Here is a 22,053-nt window from a genome sequence, read left to right as displayed (position 1 = left end):
ATATTTGTTTCAAACAAATTGTCATGCTCCGTACCGACTATTTACCCATACCAACTTTAGAGAGTATCCTCTTAGAGGACGAGTTCCTTTATTACTCCCGGAAGTCAAAGGATGCGGACGACAGGAAAGAATACAAACTAATCGATCTATTCTGTGGTGCCGGGGGGATGACATTGGGTTTCACAAGAGCATTTGGACATAATTTTAAACCTATTTGGGCGAATGATTACAACAAAGAATCTGTTGAAACTTACAACAAGAACTTTGGAAACCACTGCATAGAGGGAGACATAGTAGAAATTCTGTCCGATCCAAATACGAAGATTCCAAAGGCTGATATTGTAATTGGTGGTCCTCCTTGTCAGGGTTTTAGTTTGTTAAACAGAAATCGGCAGGGGGATCCGCGACGCGAATTGTGGAGGCCATTTCTAGAGGTTGTGCGACGTAGTGAAGCGAAATTATTTATCATAGAGAATGTACCCCAGCTTCTTGGTTCACAAGAACATGCGGACATTATCGAGACCGCGGAAGCAATGGGATTCAGGCTCGCTTCTGGGAAATTAATGGCTGCTGATTATGGCGTTCCCCAAAAACGTACGCGGGCGTTTATCATCGGTGTACAGAACATCGACCCAACAATGGCATTCCCGCCGCGTAAAACGCACTATAATCCAGATGGGCCGAAGGGTCAGGCTCCGGATTTGTTTATGCCTCAAATGGAGAGATGGCAAACCGTGCGCGACGCCATTTACGATCTAGCTCCGCCAGACGGAACAAATGTTTCGGAGGTACGACCACCGATGAACCTACATTTCGGCCGGACGCCTACCCCATTGAGCATCCGTCGTTATCATGCAATTCCTCTTGAGGGAATGAATCGATTTGATTTACAAAAAAATGCCCCCGATATTACGCCAGACTGTTGGATCCGCAAAACTACCGGAGGAACCGATTTATTTGGAAGACTCTGGTGGGATCGTCCGGCGGTTACTATCCGCACGGAGTTTTTCAAACCTGAAAAGGGAAGATACCTCCACCCTGAGCAGCACCGCCCTATTACACACAGGGAAGCAGCCCGTTTACAGAGCTTCCCCGACTCGTTCGTATTTGCCGGCAGTAAGATTGAAATAGCGAAACAGATAGGCAACGCCGTGCCACCCGTACTGGCCGCCCGAATCGCCGATGTAGCATACGTTTTACTGAAACACTTCCATGAAGAAAATCAGCAGTGACCTCCCGGCTCTGAAAGCGAAGTTGGAATCGCTTTTGGGTAATTTTGAAAAAGAACTCGAAAGCGACGACTTGAGAAGAAAAGTGAAGTCGATTATCCCGATATTTCATTTATTGCGGGATACCGGCAAATCCCTAATTCCGAAAACTACCGCGTCGAGCGCTCGGGATCGTATCTTGTTCTATTTTAAAAAGTACCCGCGGGTGGTTATAAGTGGTGATGAACTTTTAGTGGTTTCCGGCATTCAGGAGTATGCCCGCCGCATACGGGAACTGAGAGTTCAATTTGGATGGTCGATCATAACCGGGATGACAGCAAAAGAAATGGCTCAGGAGGACGACCTGACCATTGATAAACAAGCGCTGGCTGCCATGAAACCCGACGACTACCTTCTTTTATCGGATGAACAAGACCGTGATGCGGCCCTGCGTTGGAATATTGCAAACGATATCCGAAAGCGTCCTGATGGCGTGAAGATGAAGTTGTTGGAATATCTCAAGGCAAACGTGGGGAAGCCGGTGACAGGCGAGGAATTGAGGTATGTGGCCAATAACGCTACGGAGTGGGCCCGACGCGTGAGAGAATTGCGCACGGAGGAAGGCTGGAGCGTCGTGAGTAAGAGTTCCGGCAGGCCTGACCTACCCATTGGCACCTATGTCTTGGAGTCTGACAGGCAAAGCCCTACACACGACCGCCGCATTCCGGACAGCGTCCGCAGCAATACCCTGCGGCGAGACAACTATACGTGCCAAAATTGCGGCTGGACTCAGGAAGAATGGAATCGTTCTGACCCGAGGCATCTGGAGCTGCATCACATCATATCGCATAAAACCAAAGGAGCTAACACGGAAGAAAACCTGATCACTTTATGCACGGTTTGTCATGATGAAGTGCACAGGAAGGAGAAAGGGTAGAGCCACTCCGGTCACACTTTTCTAAGATGATGTTCAATTTTGTTTATTACACCTGTAAGGTCCTTTTTAATTTCAGCGGACCAGAATCGTAGTACGATCCCCCCTGCTCGGTCAAATAGCGATTTACCTCGAGGTCCCGAGCGATATTTCGTTTTATCTTTTTATCCCAAAACTCAGCATTTGTTTTTGGTTTCTTCTTCGTCTGGAAGTCTTTTCCGTGAAAAAACTCCGAATCTACAAAAATCGCTATTCTTCGTCTCTTGAAAGTAAAATCAGGTTTACCGATAACAGTTTTATTATTCTTCCTATATCTATATCCCTGCGACCACAAGGCTCTTCCGAGTTGAATTTCTGCCTTTGTGCCTGACGATTTTATCGCAGCCATATTTCTAGACCTCTGTTCACGAGAATGCACATCCATGATTTGCAGGGTATTAATTTTTTTTGTATTAGTGCGAATTTTATCGGTAAATTTGACACACTAGCCAAAACTTACAAAATTCCGTAGAATTTCTTATATTAATGAGCTTTAATTACATTGATTTATTTGCGGGAGCCGGAGGTTTGTCCGAAGGATTCAAGGCTCAAGGATTTAACCCTGTTGCCCACGTAGAAATAGATACGGCTGCCTGTTTTACTTTAAAAACAAGAGCGGCCTATCACCATTTAAAAGAGAACAATTCTTTTAGTACTTATTGCGAATACCTTCGAGGCGAGATAAGCCGCCAAACGTTATACGGGTTTTTACCTAATGAAGTTTCAACGAGCATAATCAATAAAGGTATCGGGCCGGAGAATAATCTCGATATTTTTAAACAGATCGATAACCAAATTTCTAACCTAAAAAGGAAGGAAATTGATTTAATTGTTGGAGGGCCGCCATGCCAAGCCTATTCCCTTGTCGGGAGGGCCAGATCTGAAGATAATATGAAAGGAGATAGCAGAAATTTCCTTTATGTTCAGTATGCCGCTTTTCTGGAACGCTACCAGCCAAAAATGTTTGTTTTTGAGAACGTAATTGGACTATTATCCGCAGGAAAAGGCATTTATCTTGAGAATATGCGCAAACTTTTTTCGAAGAAAGGCTACGAGATCGAAATCTTCAGGGTAAATGCTGAGAACTTTGGCGTGTTGCAAAAGCGCAGGCGTCTTATCATCGTAGGATGGAAAAAGGACTTGGTGCCCTTATTACCTAACCTCGAATCTCTGACGTCAAACATGTTTGCATTTGTTAATGATGTGTTCAATGACCTTAGTAGGTTGAAGGCGGGCGAAGGCTCAGAAAGATTTATAAATTATAGCTCTCGACCATCTACGTATTTGACGGAAGCACGCATCAGAAATGGACTTGACTTTGTCACGCAGCACATTGCAAGACCTCATAGCGATCAAGACAAGGAAATTTACAAATACGCGGTTGACAAATGGGAAACCAAGATGGAAAGGCTCAACTATAATGATTTGCCTGAAAAATTGAAGACTCACGTGAATCGTACGTCCTTTACCGATCGATTCAAAGTTGTTGCCCATAACCTGCGGTCTTCGCATACAGTTGTAGCGCATATTGCAAAAGATGGTCATTATTATATTCACAATGATTTCGAACAGAACCGTTCGATATCAGTAAGAGAAGCTGCCCGTTTGCAATCATTTCCGGATGATTACTTTTTTGAAGGCGTCAAGGAGGGAATGAATAGGACAGCAGCATTTAAACAAATTGGAAATGCAGTTCCTCCATTGATGGCGAGAAAAATAGCTGCAGCAATTCACAATATACTATAGATGGATTTAAAGTCCCAAAAAAATTTCTTCCAACCTCGCGCTCGTTTACTCCTTCAATTAGGAGACAAACTAATTAAAAACGAGAACATTGCTCTTTTAGAATTAATAAAGAATTCCTACGATGCGGATTCGCGATGGTGTAAGGTGAAACTAAGGAACATCGACAATTCAAAATTGGGGTACATTGAAGTTCTAGATGAGGGAGAGGGCATGGACATGGAAATCATAGAAAATGTATGGCTAGAACCTGGTAGTGATTATAAAGCAGAAATATTTCAAAAAAAAATTCGCACAAAAAAATATGGCCGTTTACCTATTGGAGAGAAAGGCATAGGCCGTTTTGGAGTACATAAGCTAGGGAACAATATCGAAGTTGTTTCAAAAAGAGAAGGGAAAAATGAGGTTGTTGTCAGAATAGACTGGAACGAGTTTTCAAAGAATAAATATCTTAAGGATGCTAAATTCGAAGTGTTTGAGCGAACGAATCCGGAGTATTTTCGTGGGACTAAAACCGGTACTAAAATAACGATTTCAAGCCTCAGAAATATTTGGGACAAGAAAATGGTGAGAGATTTATATCGGGCGATCTTTACTCTGAATTCGCCCTTTCACAAAACCGGGCGATTTAGAGTTGACCTTGACCTAGATAATAAAGATTTAATCGATCGGATGCCCGTTTGGGAAGATATTCATCAATTTTCGTTATGGCATTTTAAATGTAAAATAGTTGGATACGAGATAAAAGAGTTTTTGTATGAGTTTAAACCCTGGGAGAGCTTAAAAGGAATACAAGAACGTACTCTAACTGAAAAAGATGACTACATTTCCGATCGATCAACGATTGTTGTTACTGAAAATATAAAAGGAAAAAAGGTCGAAAAAATACTGAACCTATCAAAGAATTATGGCTCAGATACAAATCCAACTTCAATCGGTGAAGTGAACTTTGAAGGATATATTTTCGATCGTGATAAATACACATTAGAGCTAAGCAACCATCAGGGAATATCATTGCTTAAAGAATATCTGGATGAACAAGGGGGCATACGAGTCTATCGAAACGGTATTAGAATCAACGAATATGGCGAGAAAGGGAATGACTGGCTAAATCTCGACATTCGTAGAATAAATGTTCCGGCGAAGAGAATTAGCAATAACATCATCTTGGGAGTAATCGACGTCGACACGGAGAATAGTTCAGCATTAATTGAAAAGACTAATAGAGAAGGCTTTATTGAAAATGACGCATTTAATGATTTCTGTGCTGCGCTACTTTATACTCTCAATATAATAGAAAACCTTAGAAAGATTGATAAGGATTCTATTCGGAGAAAAGTTAATCCGACGGAGAAGCAGGAGCCTGTAATACATAATCTTGTAAAGCTGAGAGAGTTAGTCGAGAGTAAAGTTGAGGATGAGTCAGTAAAACAACAAATCAACAATCATTTACTTAAAATAGAGGAAGATTATAATCACATAAATGAGGTACTTCTTACCAGCGCCGGAGTCGGTTTAACAATGGGGGTAGGAATTCACGAGGTCCAAAAAGTGATAGCAGAACTCAATCATCTAATACAGGAGGAGGAAGTTCCAGAATCGATATTAAATCTTATTACGCATTTAGATAATTTAATTGAAAATTATAGCGATTTATTTCGTCAGGCAAAAAGTGATTCGGAAGAAATTAGCAAGATAATTAAAGGCGCAATATTTAATATAGAATTTAGGCTTCGAGCTCATGATGTCAGCATAAACCGTAAATATCTAAATCATACTCCAATATCAGTCAAATGTAGTAAGCGACTAATGCTAGGCGCAATTGTAAACATTGTGGACAATTCTATATATTGGCTAGAACGAAAATCCAAAAAACTCTCTATCCAAGATCAGACTTTTTCTAAAAGAATTTTAATTGATTTTGTAGACAGAAATTCTTACGTGGATATAATAATTGCCGACAATGGCTTTGGGTTTGGATTACCCACTCATCAATTAACGCGTCCTTTTGTTAGTGACAAACCCAACGGGATGGGCCTCGGACTGCATATCGTTAGTGAAGTTATGAAGGCGCAAAAGGGACAGATTATATTTCCCGAACATGGCGAGTACAACCTAGAAGAAGAGTTTCAGAACGGGGCAGTTGTCGTGTTGAGACTTAACAAATAAATTCATTTATGATTCTTCCTACTAATGGTAAAGTTGCAGTTTTTGATGACAAGTACGAGCAAGTGGAAAATTTACTCGGGGCTTTATCAAAAAACGGTGTTCCTTATTTGTATTACCGGGATGAAGGGGGTGATGACCTTCCAGAGAAGCCAATCACGAACGTTCGTTTGGTCTTTTTAGATCTTGAACTCGTTTCTGACGGAAGTGCTAATGCGGCAAATATCATTTCGTCAATCGGCGCAAGGTTAGCCAGGGTGCTGGAAAAAAAAGCCAATTATATACTAGTATATTGGAGTACAAAGGAAGATACTTATCGAAAAATTATCGATGATGCCTTTGATAATGAATTGTCTGATTATAAACCTATATTAAAGATGTCACTACGCAAAAGTGATGCATTGGCAGACGTAAACAAAACAATTGATTACATTGTTGAACAATTTGCCGCAAACGCCGAGGATTTCCACATCTTAAAAGTCTTTTCATTCTGGGAAAATCTCGTAAATGATTCAGCGGGGCATCTTGTGAATGCCTTTACCGGATTTATTACAAAAGACACTCAATGGGATGATACCGCAAAATTCATCCTTCACAAATTAGCTTACGCATACGGCGGGAAAGAAATTTCAGGGGCTCAAGAACTAGAACAAATAAAAAATTCTTATTACACGTTGAATCATACACTTATTGATTCTATTGAAAGCGTCATTTCTTATAAGGTTGATGCTGAAAAAGAACACTTTAAAGATGTAATATCAAACACACATGATACCCCCGATGCGTTTGTTCCAACCATCAATAAAAAGCTACTCGTATCTGAAAAAACGTTCGTCGCCAATATACCCGGATGCATTTTTTTCATAGATGAGGTGTTAAACGAAGAACTGCGCATCGCAAGTCAAAAAGTTGAAGCAATAAACAATAACCACAAAATTCCCGCGGACAAAAAAGCCGCTGCTGTACAAAAAGCAGAAAAGGCGTTCGAGCAAGAAAAACGGGATATTGATTTCAGGAAATCTGAGTTTAAGAGGAATTATAACGTTATTCTGAATGACATTTTAAAAGAAGAGTATCGGGACCAAAGGCAACAAATAATTAATGATTCTCTAAAGATTGAATTGAATATATCGCCCATTTGTGATTATGCTCAAAGCAAAATGCCTTGTTGCAGAATGTTGCCAGGATTGTTCCTTCCCGAAATACATGAAAATACAGTAAACAGAAACAGCGCTTTCAATTATATTGCAGATCCTAAAATAAACATCAATGGTATTAACTATTTATTGATTTTTGATTTTCGCTTCTTGCACTCAGTTTCAGAGCTAATTATGAGAAAGAAATTTTCTAATTTCAAATTACGACAGCAACTCCTATCAGATATTCAGTTGAAACTTGGTAGTCACGTAAATCGTGCGGGCGTACTATATCTGTGATTGAGTTTCCCCTCCCCCCGCTCCGCAAACTCTCCCATCAAACCCTACGCTGCGCAAATGTCTCTGACTTTGCGCCCATTTTAACTTCAATACGTCGATCGTTATTATGGAAACGAAGCTGCGCAAATGTATCTGACTTCACGCCCCCCCCTTAACACCACATTCACACAAAAAATCCTTACATTCGCAGGCGCTTTAAATAAACGCCTCCCATGAGTGTGAAGTTCCCTGAATATGACGGGCTTGACCTGCCCAAAACCGCTGACGACGTACTGGCTTTCTGGAAAGACCAAAACATCTTCGCCAAAAGTGTTTCTACCCGCGACGGACAACCGCCCTATGTGTTTTTCGAAGGGCCGCCGTCGGCCAATGGCCTGCCGGGTATCCACCACGTCATGGCACGCGCCATCAAGGATATTTTCTGCCGCTATAAAACGCAGAAGGGCTTCCAGGTGAAACGCAAAGCGGGCTGGGATACGCACGGACTCCCCGTGGAACTGGGCACCGAAAAAGAACTGGGCATCACCAAAGAGGATATCGGCAAGAAAATCTCGATCGCCGAATACAACGAGGCGTGCAAACGCACCGTCATGCGCTATACCGACGTGTGGAACGACCTCACCGAAAAAATGGGCTATTGGGTGGATATGGACGACCCGTATGTCACCTACGAGCCGAAATACATGGAGACGGTGTGGTGGCTGCTCAAACAAATCTACGACAAAGGCCTTTTGTATAAAGGCTATACCATACAGCCGTATTCGCCTAAAGCGGGCACCGGACTCTCCTCGCACGAGGTCAACCAGCCCGGCGCCTACCGCGATGTGACGGATACGACCATCGTGGCGCAGTTCAAAGCCCTGGCTGATACGCTGCCCGACTTCCTGCAAGGCTTCGGCGACGTGCACTTCCTGGCCTGGACGACCACGCCCTGGACGCTGCCGTCGAACACCGCACTGACCGTCGGCCCGAAAATCGACTATGTGCTGGTGAAGACCTTTAACCCCTATACCTTCGCCCCCATCAACGTGGTGCTGGCGAAGAACCTCGTCGGGAAACAGTTTGGGAAAAACTACTTCGAATCGACCGAAGACGCCGATTTCGAACAATTCACCGAAGGAAGCAAATCGATTCCGTTCCGCATCCTGACAGAATTTAAGGGCATCGACGCCGTGGGCATCCGTTACGAACAATTACTGCCCTACGCCCTTCCCTACCAAAATCCGGAAAACGCCTTCCGCGTGATCTCGGGTGATTTCGTCACCACGGAAGACGGTACCGGTATCGTGCATACCGCGCCGACTTTTGGTGCCGATGATGCCAAGGTGGCGAAAGAGGCGACTCCGGAAGTACCGCCGATGCTCGTGCTGGATGCATACGGAAACCCGGTGCCGCTGGTCGACCTGCAAGGGAAATTCACCTCGCATATGGGCGACCTGGCCGGAAAATACGTCAAGAACGAATACTACGAGGCGGGCACGGCGCCGGATAAATCGGTCGACGTCGAGATCGCTATCCGCCTTAAAGAAGAAAACAAGGCCTTCAAGGTCGAGAAATACGTGCACAGCTACCCACACTCGTGGCGCACCGACGAACCGCTGCTCTATTACCCGCTCGATTCGTGGTTCATCCGGATGAGTGAGGTGAAAGAACGGATGTTCGACCTCAACGACACCATCAACTGGAAACCGAAAGCGACCGGAGAAGGGCGTTTCGGAAACTGGCTCAAAAATGCCAACGATTGGAACCTGTCGCGTTCGCGCTATTGGGGCATCCCATTGCCGATCTGGCGGACGGAAGACAAATCGGAAGAAATCCTGATCGGATCGGTTGAAGAGCTGTATACCGAAATCGAGAAATCCATCGCCGCCGGCCACCAGCAGGACAACCCGTTCGCGGGCTTCGTAGCCGGTGACATGAGCGCCGAGAACTATAAAAAAGTCGACCTCCACAAGAACATCGTCGACGCGATCACGCTGGTGTCGCCGTCGGGCAAACCGATGAAGCGCGAAGCCGACCTCATCGACGTGTGGTTCGATTCGGGTGCGATGCCGTATGCGCAGTGGCACTATCCGTTTGAGAACAAAGACAAGATCGACAACAGCACCGACTTCCCGGCCGATTTCATCGCGGAAGGGGTTGACCAGACGCGCGGTTGGTTCTATACGCTGCACGCGATCGGCACGCTGGTGTTTGATTCGGTGGCGTACAAGAACGTGGTGTCGAACGGACTCGTGCTCGACAAAAACGGGCAGAAGATGTCGAAACGCCTCGGCAACGCCGTCGATCCGTTTGCGACCCTGGCGGAATACGGACCGGATGCGACGCGTTGGTATATGATTTGTAATGCCAACCCGTGGGACAATTTGAAATTCGATATCGAAGGCGTGGCGGAAGTCCGCCGGAAGTTCTTCGGTACGCTCTATAACACCTATTCGTTTTTCGCGCTCTATGCGAACATCGACGGGTTCTCGTATGCGGAAGCGGAAGTGCCGTTGGCGGAACGCCCGGAAATCGACCGCTGGATTTTATCGGAACTGCACTCGCTGGTGCGGGATGTGGACGGTTTCTACGCCGATTACGAACCGACTAAAGCGGCGCGTGCCATCTCGGATTTCGTGCAGGAAAACCTGTCGAACTGGTATGTGCGTCTGTGCCGTCGCCGTTTCTGGAAGGGCGAGTACGGGCAAGACAAAATCGCGGCCTACCAGACACTATATACGTGCCTGGAAACCGTAGCGAAACTCGGCGCCCCGATCGCGCCGTTCTATATGGAAACGCTTTATCGCGACCTGAACAATGTAACGGGAAAAGACGCGTTTGAGAGTGTACACCTGGCGGATTTCCCGCAGGCTGTCGAAAACTTTGTTGATAAAACACTCGAGAGTAAAATGGCTAAGGCCCAGACGATTTCAAGCCTGGTGCTGTCGCTGCGGAAGAAAGAGATGATCAAGGTACGCCAACCGCTTAGAAAGGTAATGATTCCGGTACTTGACGCAGTGCAGCGCGCTGAAGTCGAGGCGGTTTCAGACCTCATCAAGGCAGAGGTAAACGTGAAGGAAGTAGAGCTGCTGGACGATGCTTCGGGCATCCTGGTCAAGCAGATCAAACCGAATTTCCGGACCTTGGGTCCGCGTTTCGGAAAAGACATGGGGTTGATTTCCAAAGAGATACAAACCCTGTCGCAGGAGCAGATTGCGGAACTCGAGCGCAACGGGCAATTGCCGCTTGTTATTTCGGGAAATACTGTAATTTTAACTTCCGACGATGTGGAAATCACCTCGCAGGACATCGAAGGCTGGCTGGTTGCCAACGCGAATGGACTGACGGTGGCGCTCGACATTACGGTAACGCCCCAACTGCGGAACGAGGGAATGGCAAGGGAACTCGTCAACCGCATCCAGAACATCCGGAAAGACTCTGGCTTCGAGGTCACCGATAAGATTCGCGTGACGTTGGGTCACAACGAGGCGCTGGAAACGGCGGTGCGGGAGAATGAGGCCTACATTATGTCGGAAACACTCACGGAAGCCCTGACATTCGGGGAGGCCGCGGGCGGAACGGAAATAGAATTTGACGATATCAAAACAACCATTGTAATAACAAAATAGCAGAAATCATGACAGATGAAGTGGTACGCTACTCAGACGCCGACCTGGCCGAGTTCAAGGAGATCATCTTAGCGAAAATACAGAAAGCCCAGGCCGACCTCGACCTGATCAAGAGTGCGTATATGAACGACCTCAACAACGGCACCGACGATACGTCGCCCACGTTCAAGGCGTTTGAGGAAGGAAGTGAGACGATGTCGAAAGAGGCGAATTCGGCGCTGGCGATCCGTCAGGAGAAGTTCATCCGCGACCTGAAGAACGCGCTGTTCCGTGTCGAGAACAAAACATATGGCGTGTGCAAGGTAACGGGCAAACTGATCAGCAAAGAGCGCCTGAAGATCGTGCCGCACGCGACGATGAGCATCGAGGCGAAGAATTTGCAGCGGTAATACGAAACTAAAAACAGAAGCATTCCAAATTCCGGTTCTACCAATCGGGGTTTGGAATTTCGTTTTGAAGGGACGACAGTACATTTTCCCATTCGCTAATTCGCCAATTCGCTAATTTTCTAATTACTTTTGCCCGGTTATCCGCATACTATGTCGTTAAAGAAAGCCTATCTCATCATCTTCCTTGTGTTGCTTGCCGACCAGGTGTCGAAGTTGTATATCAAGACGCACTTCGTGTATGACGAAAGCGTGAATGTCTTCAGTTGGTTCCACATCCATTTCATCGAAAATGAGGGGATGGCCTGGGGCGCGAAGATTCCGGGTGATTATGGCAAGCTAATCCTGACATTGTTCCGGATCCTGGCGGTGGGCGGCATCGGCTGGTGGCTGTGGGATTCGGTGCAGAAAAAGGCGTCGAACTTCCTAATCGTGGCCATTGCGCTCATCTTTGCCGGCGCGTTCGGCAACATCATCGATTCGGTATTCTACGGCGTCATCTTCAACGAAAGCTATAGCGAGCCTGCCACCTTGTTCTCAACCGAACCCTATGGATCGCTTTTCCACGGAAAAGTGGTGGATATGCTCTACTTCCCCTTGTTCGAAGGTCGCTTCCCCGAATGGGTGCCGATCTGGGGCGGTGAGCCTTTTAAGTTCTTCAATGCCATCTTCAACCTGGCCGATACGGCGATTTCGGTGGGTATTGGGATTTTGATCGTGTTTAATAAGAAGGCGTTCCATAAATCATAACCCGTCGGCCGTTATGACGAAAAACGACATACGGCTCCACTACCGGGCACTCCGCGCCGCCCTAACGCCGGAGCAACACGCAGCCGACAGCCTGTCGATTGCGAACCACTGCCTGTCACTTCCCATCTGGAATGGGCACTACTACCACCTGTTTCTACCGATTGAACGCCTGCGGGAAGTCGACACCGAACCGCTGTTGCACCTGTTAGCGGGCAAAGACAAATCGGTCGTGGTGTCACGCAGCGATTTCGACACAGGTGCCATGCAGCATTTTTTATTGGAAGACGGCGTCCGGTTGCGCGCGAATGCCTATGGTATTCCGGAACCGGAAAACGGCACGCCCGTTGCTACGGATGTTCTTGATGTGGTGTTCGTGCCGCTGCTGGCGTTTGATGCGAACGGCCATCGTGTGGGATATGGCAAAGGCTTCTACGACCGCTTCCTCGCGGATTGCCGCCCTGATACGATAAAGGTGGGGCTGTCGTTCTTTCCGCCCGTGGCGTCGTGGGACGATGTGTGGGCGCAGGATGTGCGGCTGGACTTTTGCGTGACGCCGCAGGCCGTATATTCGTTTGCACACTAGCCTGGTGCAATGTCGGCCTTTGGCAGGCAGCTTCGGAAAATCATCCTCATCAACCGTTCCTATAGAATCTACTTTTCTTTACCTTTGAAAAAATGATGGTCCGATGGATTTGCAGACACGAAAAATAGTTTTTGTTCAAGAGTTTCTAAAACTACAAAGCGAGAAGGCGATTTCTCACTTAGAATCTGTGCTCAAGAAGGAGAAGGACGAAGCGGTTCGAAACCCAATGTCTGTTGAAGATTATCATTTTAGAATTACCCAGTCTATTGCCAATTCGAAAAACGATCAACTGACAGAGTCAGGCGATTTACTTTCCGAAATCGAAAAATGGAGTTAAAAATCTATTGGACAAATTTCGCGAAATCGGAACTGCAGACTATTTTCGACTATTATAAAGAAACCGCGGGTATAACCGTCGCCAAAAAACTAGTTGCCGGAATCGTAAAGGCATCCCAGAAACTTTCAGGTCTACCCCTAATGGGCCAACACGAAGAATTACTCAAGGATTTCGATTTGGGTTATCGCTATTTGGTCTACAAGAATTACAAAATCGTTTATCTGTTCGACACCAATCGGAATCGTATTGAAGTTCATGATGTATTTGATTCAAGACAGCATCCGAAAAAGATGATTCGAAAAAAGTGACGCCCTATTGTGTGACGCCGGATCGCGTGTATTTGTTTGCCCCCTAGCGGCGGCGCAAAACCCTCTTTTTAGGAAAATCGAACGGCACAATTGTCTACATTTGTTAGATAGCTATTTCTCATGGAAGAACTGGAAGAAGCCCGTCTTTTAAAGGACGAACTTGACGGATTGCGCCCGATTGACGCGGAACAGGAAGCCCGTGTCATGCAGAAATTCCGTCTTGACTGGAACTACCATTCCAACCACCTTGAGGGGAATAGCCTTACGTATGGGGAGACCAGGGCGCTGCTGCTGTTTGGCGTGACCGCCCAGGGAAAACCCTTGAAAGATACCCTTGAAATGACAGGGCACAATGAGGCCGTGGATTGGGTGATTGACATGGTGAAGGGCGAGCGACCGCTGACGGAAAGTTTCATCCGGGAATTACACACGCTGTTGCTGAAAGAGGCCTACGAAAAGAAAGCGGAAACGCCTGACGGACAACCCACTACCAAGCGCATTGAGGTCGGCAAATACAAATCGTCGCCCAATCATGTGAAAACCGTTACGGGTGAAATCTTTTATTTCGCCACTCCGGAGGAAACGCCGGCCAAAATGGGCGACCTGATGGCGTGGTACCAGGAAAAGCGGAACGACGATGCCACGAACCCGGTTTTACTGGCAGCGGAATTCCACTATCGGTTTATCCGCATCCATCCGTTCGATGATGGCAATGGACGGACCGCGCGATTGCTGATGAACTTTATCCTGATGCAATACGGCTATCCGCCCGTGATCATCAAAACCGAGGACAAGGAAAACTACTTTGCCGTGTTGCGGTTGGCGGATGCGGGGCAGTTGGAGCCGTTTGTGCGTTACATCGGGGCGAACTTGTTGCGCTCGCTTCGGATTATGATTGCGGGGGCAAAAGGGGAAGATATTACAGAACCGGACGATTTGGACAAGGAGATTGCGTTGCTGGAACAACAACTGGCTGGATTTGGAGAAAAAATAGAGCGGACTAAATCAGACTCTTTACGCGACGTTTTTGAAAAGAGCATTCGGACCGTCGCACGGGATATTGAAAATAAACTACGACCATTTTTTAAGTACTACAGGAATCCTGTCGTATCGATTTCTTTAGGAGAACATGTGTATCGTCTTGATGAACTTCCTGATTTCGACCCGGATCGGCTTACCGAAATACGGATTTTGGTAAAGCTGTACGATCTTGACAAAAAAGGACTGGAGCATTATCACTTCAACCAGGAACTTCGTTTCAGTCTGTCTGACTTTGCGTATACGGTGTACGATGGTTTCGACCAGCGGGCTTTGTTTAAAAAGTACTACGAGAATCTTTCTTCCAAAGAGGTTTCAACCCTGGTTTCAACAGTGGTGACCAAACATAATGAAGCGCTTAAAAAAGCCCTCAGCACAGAATAATCCATGACGCCCTCCGCCGATCTTGCCCTCCAGATACAGACGTTGCCCGACCGTCCCGGGGTGTACCAGTATTTCGATAAAGACGATAAAATCTTATATGTCGGCAAGGCGAAGAACCTGAAAAAGCGGGTTTCTTCCTACTTCAATAAAACGCACGACAACGGCAAGACGAATGTGATGGTGCGGAAGATCGTCACCATTCGCCATATTGTGGTGGCGAACGAAAGCGAGGCGCTGCTGCTGGAAAACAACCTCATCAAGAAATACCAGCCGCGCTATAACGTCCTGATGAAGGACGACAAGAGTTACCCGTGGATCTGTATCAAGAACGAACCCTTCCCCCGGATCTTCCCCACCCGTCGGATGATCAAGGACGGTTCGGAATACTTTGGCCCCTACACCACCTTCCGGACGGTGCACACCATCCTGGATATGATGAAGGAACTGTATCCGCTGCGCACGTGCCAGTACGACCTGTCGGAAAAGAACATCGCGTCGGGCAAGTTCAAGGTGTGCCTCGAATACCACCTGGGCAACTGCAAAGGGCCGTGCGAAGGCCATGAAGCGCGGGAGAATTACGACCTGCATGTGGCGCGTATCCGGGAAATCCTGAAAGGGAATTTCGGGGAGAGCCTGCGGGATTTCCGCAAAGCGATGAAAGACTACGCCGCCAACATGGAGTTCGAGAAGGCGCAGTTGATGAAGAACAAGATCGAAGTGTTGGAGAATTACCAGTCGCGGTCGCTGGTGGCCAACCCGAAAGTAACCAATGTGGATGTCTTTTCGATTATCTCGGACGAAGCCTCGGCCTATGTCAACTTCCTGCAGATTTCCTTCGGTTCGGTCGTGCGCTCCCATACCATGGAAATCAAAAAACGCCTGGAGGAAAGCGATCGCGAACTGCTGGAACTGGCCGTGACGGAACTCCGCGACCGCTTCCACCTTACCACCAAAGAACTGGTCGCGCCCTTTGACATCGATGTGGCCGACAACGTAAAAGTGACCGTGCCGCAGTTGGGCGACAAAAAGCAATTGCTGGAACTGTCGGAACGCAACGCGCGCTACTTCCGCCTTGACCAACTGAAACAGTTGCAGATCGTCGACCCTGACCGGCATACGAACCGCATCATGGCGCAGATGCAAAAAGACCTGCGCCTGCCGGCCGAACCGCGGCACATTGAGTGTTTTGACAACTCGAACATACAGGGTACGAACCCAGTGGCGGCGTGCGTGGTGTTTAAAGACGGGAAGCCGAGCAAAAAAGACTACCGCCATTTCAACATCAAAAGCGTAGAAGGCCCGAACGATTTTGCATCGATGGAGGAAGTGGTATTCCGCCGCTACAAACGATTACTCGACGAAAACGAACCGTTGCCGCAACTGATCATCATCGACGGGGGCAAAGGCCAATTGTCGTCGGCGCTGAAAAGCCTTGACGAACTGGGCCTGCGCGGCAAGATCGCCATCGTGGGCATCGCGAAGAAACTGGAAGAGATTTTCTATCCGGGTGACAGCGTGCCGTTGTATCTGGATAAGAAATCGGAGACGCTGAAGGTCATACAGCACCTTCGCAACGAGGCGCACCGTTTTGGCATCACCTTCCACCGCGACAAGCGGAGTAAGTCGGCCATTACCTCGTCGGTGCAGGCCATTCCGGGCATAGGCGAGAAGACCATGGTGACGCTGATGAAGCATTTCAAATCGGCCAAACGGCTGCAAGCGGCACCCGAAAGCGAGATCGCCGCGGTCGTAGGGCTTTCAAAAGCCAAAAAAATTACGGACTTTTACAAAAAAGACGCCACTACCTAAGCGCGTCACCCAAGTGCCATGCCCCATTCTTTGCGCCGGTTTTCCTTTTTACTCCTGCTTTTCGCTTCGGCGGCGATGGCCCAACAGCGGCCGAAGATCGGACTGGTGTTATCGGGCGGAGGTGCCAAGGGTTTCGCCCATATCGGTGTGCTGAAGGTCATCGATTCGCTTGGCATCAAGATTGACTACATCGGAGGCACCAGCATGGGGGCGGTAGTCGGCGGACTCTACGCAGCGGGCTATTCGGCCCAACAGATTGACTCGGTGTTCCGGTCGACTGACTTCGACGAACTGCTGCGGGACTACATTCCGCGGTCATCCAAGAACTTTTTCGAGAAGCGCAACGACGAGCTGTATGCCATCGCGTTGCCGTTCAATAAATTCCGTTTGGGGATTCCGACGGCGCTGTCGAAGGGCACCTACAACTACAACCTGCTGGCGGGACTGGCCCACAAAGTGCGGCACCAACGCGATTTTTCGAAATTGCCGATTCCGTTTTTCTGTATCGCGACCGATATCGAAACCGGCGAGGAGGTGGTGCTCGACAACGGCTACCTGGTGCAGGCGATACAGGCGAGTTCGGCCTTCCCGAGTCTATTTGCACCGGTGGAAATCAACGGCCGGATCCTGGTGGACGGCGGGGTGGTGGACAACTACCCGGTAGAGGAAATCCGCCGCCGGGGTGCCGACATCGTCATTGGTGTGGATGTGCAGGACGACCTAAAAACACGTGACGCCCTTAAGGATGCGACGCGGATATTGGTGCAGATTTCGAATATGGACATGATCCAGAAGATGAAGGAAAAGCGGCACCTGACGGATGTGTATATCAAGCCTGACATCACCGACTTCACCGTGGTGTCGTTTTCGGATGGGGAAGCGATCATCGCCCGCGGGGAAAAGGCGGCCCGTGCCAAAGCGGGGGAACTTTCGAAATGGGCGACGGGGTATCGTTTTGACCGCAAAGGACTCACCGGATGCGACAGCCTGACGATCAAGCGCATCATCACGCCGCGACTCGACAACTACACGCGCTCGTATCTCATCGGGAAACTGCGGTTCAAGCCGGGCAGCCGGATCAGCTATGAGAACCTGAAAACAGGCATCAACAACCTGAATGCCACGCAGAACTTCAGTGCCATGAGTTTCTCGCTGGAGACCAATGACGGGGGCGACGACCTGAAGCTAAACCTGACGGAGAACAAGACGAAGGCGTTTTTGAAGTTTGGCGTCCATTATGACAAACTTTACAAGAGCGCGTTGCTTACCAATCTTACGTATAAAAACGCCCTGATCAAGAACGATGTGGCGTCGTTTGACCTGATGCTGGGCGATAACCTGCGGTATAACTTTGATTATTACATCGATAACGGTTACTACCTGAGCTATGGCGTGCGGTCGAAACTGACGGCGTTCAACCGCAACATCGGTACTGACTTTACCGATGGCACCATCCTGGGACCTTTGGGGATTGATTCGTTCAATGTGGACTTTTCAGACCTGACGAACCAGATTTATTTCCAGACGCTGTTCGTGCACAAATACCTGATCGGGTGTGGGTTGGAGCATAAGTACCTCCGCATCGAATCGGAAACCCTGGGCAGTACGTCGTCGGTTTTTGAGAAGAGCAGCTACCTGAGTGGCTTTGGGTATTTCAAATACGACTCGCTTGACGACAAGTACTTCCCGTCGAAGGGCTGGCAGTTGGCGGGCGACTTCCAGTCGTTTCTCTACTCGACCGATTATACCCAGGAGTTCGAACCCTTTTCTATTGCCCGTTTGAACGTGTCGATCGCGCGGCGGCTGCTGCCCAAAACCACCTTGCGTTTCGACAGTGAGGCGGGATGCCAGATTGGCGAGCGGACGGTGGATTTCTTCAATTTTGTGTTGGGTGGGTATGGTTTTATGGAAGTCAACAACATCAAGCCGTTCTATGGATACGATTTCCTGACGCTCACCGGTGACAGTTTCGTGAAAACCGGACTGACGGTCGACTATGAATTTGCCCGTCGCAACCACTTCAATATGGCGGCGAACTTTGCCCAGATCCGCGACCGGATGTTCGACGATGCCGAGTGGTTGTCGAAGCCACGTTATACCGGCTACGCCCTGGGGTATGGCCTTGAAACGGTGATTGGCCCTATCGAGGCGAAGTATTCATGGTCGCCGGAAACGAGCCGCGACTTTTTTTGGTTTTCGGTGGGGTTCTGGTTCTGAGAGAGGTTAATTTTTCGGCCTGCTTGCGAAAAAACCGATATATTTGGAAACTGTTAACACAAAAATGAATTTATGTCAATCTGGAAACGAAAGAACCTGAACCAATTACTTGAGGAAGCGACCGAATCCGAAAAAGGCCTTAAGAAAACGCTGACTGCCTCGGGGCTGGTGGCGCTGGGGGTCGGCGCGATCATCGGCGCCGGTTTGTTCTCGATCACGGGGATGGCAGCGGCCACGAATGCGGGACCGGCTATTACCCTCTCTTTCCTTGTGGCGGCATTGGGCTGTATTTTCGCCGGTTTGTGCTACGCCGAGTTTTCGTCAATGATCCCGGTCGCGGGTAGTGCCTATACCTACTCGTTTGCCACCATGGGCGAATTCATCGCCTGGATCATCGGATGGGATTTGGTGCTCGAATATGCGGTGGGTGCCGCTACGGTGTCGATCAGTTGGTCGCGGTATTTAGGCAAGTTCCTGCACGATTTTGGTATTGATATACCGGCTCAGTTCATGTCGTCGCCGTTTGAAGGCGGTGTCATCAACATCCCGGCGGTTTTCATCGTGATGCTGATGTCGCTGTTGCTGATGCGCGGTACGAAAGAATCGGCCTTCGTCAACGGACTTATCGTGATGCTGAAGGTATCGGTGGTGCTGGTGTTCATCGCAGTGGGATGGCAATATATCAAACCTGAGAACTATACGCCTTATATCCCTGAAAACACGGGTACCTTCGGTCACTTTGGTTTCTCGGGCATCGTTCGTGCGGCGGCCATTGTGTTCTTTGCCTACATCGGCTTTGACGCGGTATCGACGGCAGCACAGGAAGCGAAGAACCCGAAACGCGACATGCCGATCGGTATTCTGTTGTCGTTGGGAATCTGTACGGCTTTGTATATCCTCTTCGCCCACGTCATGACAGGCGTGGTGAATTATACGGCTTTCGCCGGACAAGACGGTATTGCGCCGGTTGCGGTTGCCATTGATAATATGGGTACGCCGGATGCTTCGGGCATGATTACGCCGGCCTATCCGTGGCTGAACAAGGCCATCGTATTGGCGATCCTGGCGGGTTATTCGTCGGTGATCCTGGTGATGTTGATGGGCCAAAGCCGCGTGTTCTTCTCGATGAGTAAAGACGGTTTGATGCCGAAAGTATTCTCTGAGGTACACCCGAAATTCCGTACACCGGCCAAAAACAATATGTTGTTCATGGTATTGGTGAGCGTCTTCGCGGCGTTCATCCCGGCTGATGTGGTGGGTGAAATGACGAGTATCGGTACGCTGTTCGCCTTCATCCTAGTGTGTGTGGGCGTGTTGATCATGCGCAAAAAGATGCCGGATGCCCCACGTGCGTTCCGTACGCCGCTGGTTCCGGTGGTGCCCTTGCTGGGTGTAGCGGTTTGTCTGTTTATGATGGTGTTCCTGCCGCTTGATACCTGGATCCGTTTGATCGTATGGATGATGATCGGTTTTGACCTGTATCTCTATTACGGTATGAAACACAGCCACCACAACCAGGGCGGTTATAGCGCGAAAAGCTATAAAACCGTCGCCGGCACCGGACTCATCATGGTAGTGAGCCTCGTGGGGGTGGCGTTGCTGCACCACAGTGACCCGCTGGTAGAGGATACCTTCCTGCTTTACTTCTCGATGATTTTTGCGGCCGCACACGTGGTGATCTACGGATACAACTACCGTCGCGCGCGCTAAACGATACGACTACGATTACACGAAAAGCTCCTCATCGGGAGCTTTTCGTTTTTAAATATCCCGCAACGAAAACGGTTGAAATTTAAATTTTTCCGATATTTGTAGATATGAACCAGCGTTGGACAGGGCTCATGTCCCATTTGAAGTTCCTCATCAAACGGAACCCGGAGTGACGTAAAAAGCACCCCGCTTTTATACTTCGTATCCACTCAAAATGAAAACGCTATGCCTATTTATCACAAACTCGGCCAGCTTCCACACAAACGCCATACCCAGTTCGAAAAACCGGCAGGTGGTTTGTATTACGAGCAGCTCTTCGGCACCGAAGGGTTTCATGGCCATTCTTCGCTGATGTACCAGGTGCATCGGCCCACGCAGGTAAAGGAAATCCTGCGGTCGTATTCGGTTGAGCCGAAAATTGCCATTTCCAAGAACATCAAATCGTTATTGCTGAAAGGCTTTGACGTGAAGCCAACGGCAGACTTCCTCGACAGCCGCAAGGCGATGCTGGTCAACAGTGACTGTATCATCGGACTGGCGGCCCCGCAGGAATCGATGCGGTCGTATTTCTATAAGAATGCCGACTCGGATGAGATGCTGTTCATCCACCGTGGGAAGGGGAAACTCCGCACTATGCTCGGAAATATTCCCTTCGAATACGGCGACTACCTGATCATTCCGCGCGGGATGATTTACCAGATGGAGTTCGACACGACCGACAACCGGATTTTCTATGTCGAGTCGCATGCGCCGTTCTACACGCCGAAGCGCTATAAGAACGCGTCGGGCCAATTGCTGGAGCACTCGCCTTTCTGCGAACGCGATTTCAAATTGCCGCTGGAACTTGAAACCTATGATGAAAAGGGTGACTTTGTGATCAAGGTGAAGAAGGAGGGCATGATGCATGAACTGGTCTATGCCACGCATCCGTTTGATGTGATTGGGTGGGATGGCTATAACTATCCGTATGGCTTCAGCATCCACGATTTCGAACCGATCACCGGACGTGTGCACATGCCGCCGCCGATCCACCAGACGTTCGAGACCTCGACGTTCGTGGTGTGTTCGTTTTGTCCGCGTTTGTACGACTACCATCCGAAAGCAATTCCGGCGCCGTACAACCACAGCAACATCGACAGCGACGAGGTGTTGTATTATGTGGACGGCGACTTCATGAGCCGCAACAACATCGAGCAGGGCCACATCACGCTGCACCCGAAAGGGATTCCGCACGGTCCCGCACCGGGCGCGATGGAGCGTTCGATCGGCAAAACGGAAACGGTCGAATTGGCCGTTATGGTCGATACCTTCAAACCGCTGATGGTGACGGAGGAGGCGATGGCGATTGATGATGGGGAGTATTATAGGTCGTGGGTTGATAATTAGCGAATGAT

At 48.5% G+C, this 22,053-nt stretch carries 17 protein-coding genes; 16 read left to right on the top strand and 1 reads right to left on the bottom strand.

Features of this window, described 5'->3' with window-relative positions:
- The first annotated feature begins 23 nt into the window (after positions 1-23).
- Together MKO97_RS03465 and MKO97_RS03460 are read left to right on the top strand one after the other, a co-directional pair.
- Positions 24-1,232 carry a DNA cytosine methyltransferase gene (locus MKO97_RS03465; RefSeq protein ID WP_241104677.1) on the top strand — a complete coding sequence of 403 codons (1,209 nt, stop codon included), beginning with the start codon at positions 24-26 and terminating at the stop codon, positions 1,230-1,232.
- On the top strand, positions 1,213-2,145 hold the full coding sequence (locus MKO97_RS03460) for an HNH endonuclease (protein ID WP_241104676.1): 933 nt from the start codon (positions 1,213-1,215) through the stop codon (positions 2,143-2,145). Before MKO97_RS03465 ends, MKO97_RS03460 begins: the two co-directional genes overlap by 20 nt.
- 46 nt (positions 2,146-2,191) lie before the next feature.
- On the opposite strand, the gene MKO97_RS03455 is transcribed toward MKO97_RS03460, so the two are convergent.
- Positions 2,192-2,566 (bottom strand): very short patch repair endonuclease, encoded by a 375-nt coding sequence (locus MKO97_RS03455; protein WP_241104675.1) that lies wholly within the window; start codon positions 2,564-2,566, stop codon positions 2,192-2,194.
- A gap of 101 nt (positions 2,567-2,667) precedes the next feature.
- Here MKO97_RS03455 and MKO97_RS03450 point away from each other — a divergent pair, with 101 nt between their 5' ends.
- The 14 genes from MKO97_RS03450 to MKO97_RS03385 all read left to right on the top strand — a co-directional run bounded on the left by MKO97_RS03450 (position 2,668) and on the right by MKO97_RS03385 (position 22,045).
- Positions 2,668-3,927: a DNA cytosine methyltransferase gene (locus MKO97_RS03450; RefSeq protein WP_241104674.1), complete on the top strand. Its 1,260-nt coding sequence runs from the start codon at positions 2,668-2,670 to the stop codon at positions 3,925-3,927.
- Positions 3,928-6,093 (top strand): ATP-binding protein, encoded by a 2,166-nt coding sequence (locus MKO97_RS03445; protein WP_241104673.1) that lies wholly within the window; start codon positions 3,928-3,930, stop codon positions 6,091-6,093.
- A gap of 8 nt (positions 6,094-6,101) precedes the next feature.
- Complete coding sequence (locus MKO97_RS03440; RefSeq protein ID WP_241104672.1) at positions 6,102-7,526, top strand: hypothetical protein; 1,425 nt, start codon at positions 6,102-6,104, stop codon at positions 7,524-7,526.
- Positions 7,527-7,738: 212 nt separating this feature from the next.
- On the top strand, positions 7,739-11,137 hold the full coding sequence (ileS, locus tag MKO97_RS03435) for an isoleucine--tRNA ligase (protein WP_241104671.1): 3,399 nt from the start codon (positions 7,739-7,741) through the stop codon (positions 11,135-11,137).
- Between the two features lie 8 nt (positions 11,138-11,145).
- Positions 11,146-11,526: a TraR/DksA C4-type zinc finger protein gene (locus MKO97_RS03430; protein WP_241104670.1), complete on the top strand. Its 381-nt coding sequence runs from the start codon at positions 11,146-11,148 to the stop codon at positions 11,524-11,526.
- Positions 11,527-11,676: 150 nt separating this feature from the next.
- Positions 11,677-12,273 (top strand): lipoprotein signal peptidase, encoded by a 597-nt coding sequence (locus MKO97_RS03425; protein WP_241104669.1) that lies wholly within the window; start codon positions 11,677-11,679, stop codon positions 12,271-12,273.
- 13 nt (positions 12,274-12,286) lie between these two features.
- Complete coding sequence (locus MKO97_RS03420) at positions 12,287-12,856, top strand: 5-formyltetrahydrofolate cyclo-ligase (RefSeq protein WP_241104668.1); 570 nt, start codon at positions 12,287-12,289, stop codon at positions 12,854-12,856.
- Between the two features lie 103 nt (positions 12,857-12,959).
- Positions 12,960-13,193: a hypothetical protein gene (locus MKO97_RS03415; RefSeq protein ID WP_241104667.1), complete on the top strand. Its 234-nt coding sequence runs from the start codon at positions 12,960-12,962 to the stop codon at positions 13,191-13,193.
- Complete coding sequence (locus MKO97_RS03410; RefSeq protein WP_241104666.1) at positions 13,184-13,501, top strand: type II toxin-antitoxin system RelE/ParE family toxin; 318 nt, start codon at positions 13,184-13,186, stop codon at positions 13,499-13,501. The genes MKO97_RS03415 and MKO97_RS03410 overlap by 10 nt, the downstream gene beginning before the upstream one ends.
- 120 nt (positions 13,502-13,621) lie before the next feature.
- The gene (locus MKO97_RS03405; RefSeq protein WP_241104665.1) at positions 13,622-14,923 is read left to right on the top strand and encodes a Fic family protein; all 1,302 of its coding nucleotides are present in this window, start codon (positions 13,622-13,624) and stop codon (positions 14,921-14,923) included.
- Between the two features lie 3 nt (positions 14,924-14,926).
- Complete coding sequence (gene uvrC, locus MKO97_RS03400) at positions 14,927-16,732, top strand: excinuclease ABC subunit UvrC (protein WP_241104664.1); 1,806 nt, start codon at positions 14,927-14,929, stop codon at positions 16,730-16,732.
- A gap of 18 nt (positions 16,733-16,750) precedes the next feature.
- Positions 16,751-18,949, top strand: coding sequence for a patatin-like phospholipase family protein (locus tag MKO97_RS03395; protein WP_241104663.1), 2,199 nt, complete (start codon positions 16,751-16,753; stop codon positions 18,947-18,949).
- 72 nt (positions 18,950-19,021) lie between these two features.
- Entirely contained in the window at positions 19,022-20,659 is a 1,638-nt protein-coding gene (locus MKO97_RS03390) for an amino acid permease (protein ID WP_241104662.1), read from the top strand.
- Between the two features lie 225 nt (positions 20,660-20,884).
- Entirely contained in the window at positions 20,885-22,045 is a 1,161-nt protein-coding gene (locus MKO97_RS03385; RefSeq protein WP_241104661.1) for a homogentisate 1,2-dioxygenase, read from the top strand.
- The last annotated feature ends 8 nt before the right edge of the window (positions 22,046-22,053 follow it).

The sequence above is a fragment of the Flavobacterium sp. HJ-32-4 genome, assembly GCF_022532105.1.
Taxonomy (GTDB): Bacteria; Bacteroidota; Bacteroidia; order Flavobacteriales; family Flavobacteriaceae; genus Flavobacterium.
Note: the sequence above shows the minus strand (reverse complement) of the source record. Positions and strands in the feature narration are given on the sequence as shown.

What these genes read in the sequence shown, in the direction of transcription:
- ileS (WP_241104671.1), top strand. Translation starts at nt 7,739, where the DNA reads ATGAGTGTGAAGTTCCCTGAATATGACGGGCTTGACCTGCCCAAAACC.
- MKO97_RS03410 (WP_241104666.1), top strand. Translation starts at nt 13,184, where the DNA reads ATGGAGTTAAAAATCTATTGGACAAATTTCGCGAAATCGGAACTGCAG.
- MKO97_RS03405 (WP_241104665.1), top strand. Translation starts at nt 13,622, where the DNA reads ATGGAAGAACTGGAAGAAGCCCGTCTTTTAAAGGACGAACTTGACGGA.
- MKO97_RS03415 (WP_241104667.1), top strand. Translation starts at nt 12,960, where the DNA reads ATGGATTTGCAGACACGAAAAATAGTTTTTGTTCAAGAGTTTCTAAAA.
- MKO97_RS03385 (WP_241104661.1), top strand. Translation starts at nt 20,885, where the DNA reads ATGCCTATTTATCACAAACTCGGCCAGCTTCCACACAAACGCCATACC.
- uvrC (WP_241104664.1), top strand. Translation starts at nt 14,927, where the DNA reads ATGACGCCCTCCGCCGATCTTGCCCTCCAGATACAGACGTTGCCCGAC.
- MKO97_RS03455 (WP_241104675.1), bottom strand. Translation starts at nt 2,566, where the DNA reads ATGGATGTGCATTCTCGTGAACAGAGGTCTAGAAATATGGCTGCGATA.
- MKO97_RS03425 (WP_241104669.1), top strand. Translation starts at nt 11,677, where the DNA reads ATGTCGTTAAAGAAAGCCTATCTCATCATCTTCCTTGTGTTGCTTGCC.
- MKO97_RS03395 (WP_241104663.1), top strand. Translation starts at nt 16,751, where the DNA reads ATGCCCCATTCTTTGCGCCGGTTTTCCTTTTTACTCCTGCTTTTCGCT.
- MKO97_RS03460 (WP_241104676.1), top strand. Translation starts at nt 1,213, where the DNA reads ATGAAGAAAATCAGCAGTGACCTCCCGGCTCTGAAAGCGAAGTTGGAA.
- MKO97_RS03465 (WP_241104677.1), top strand. Translation starts at nt 24, where the DNA reads ATGCTCCGTACCGACTATTTACCCATACCAACTTTAGAGAGTATCCTC.
- MKO97_RS03420 (WP_241104668.1), top strand. Translation starts at nt 12,287, where the DNA reads ATGACGAAAAACGACATACGGCTCCACTACCGGGCACTCCGCGCCGCC.
- MKO97_RS03440 (WP_241104672.1), top strand. Translation starts at nt 6,102, where the DNA reads ATGATTCTTCCTACTAATGGTAAAGTTGCAGTTTTTGATGACAAGTAC.
- MKO97_RS03390 (WP_241104662.1), top strand. Translation starts at nt 19,022, where the DNA reads ATGTCAATCTGGAAACGAAAGAACCTGAACCAATTACTTGAGGAAGCG.
- MKO97_RS03450 (WP_241104674.1), top strand. Translation starts at nt 2,668, where the DNA reads ATGAGCTTTAATTACATTGATTTATTTGCGGGAGCCGGAGGTTTGTCC.
- MKO97_RS03445 (WP_241104673.1), top strand. Translation starts at nt 3,928, where the DNA reads ATGGATTTAAAGTCCCAAAAAAATTTCTTCCAACCTCGCGCTCGTTTA.
- MKO97_RS03430 (WP_241104670.1), top strand. Translation starts at nt 11,146, where the DNA reads ATGACAGATGAAGTGGTACGCTACTCAGACGCCGACCTGGCCGAGTTC.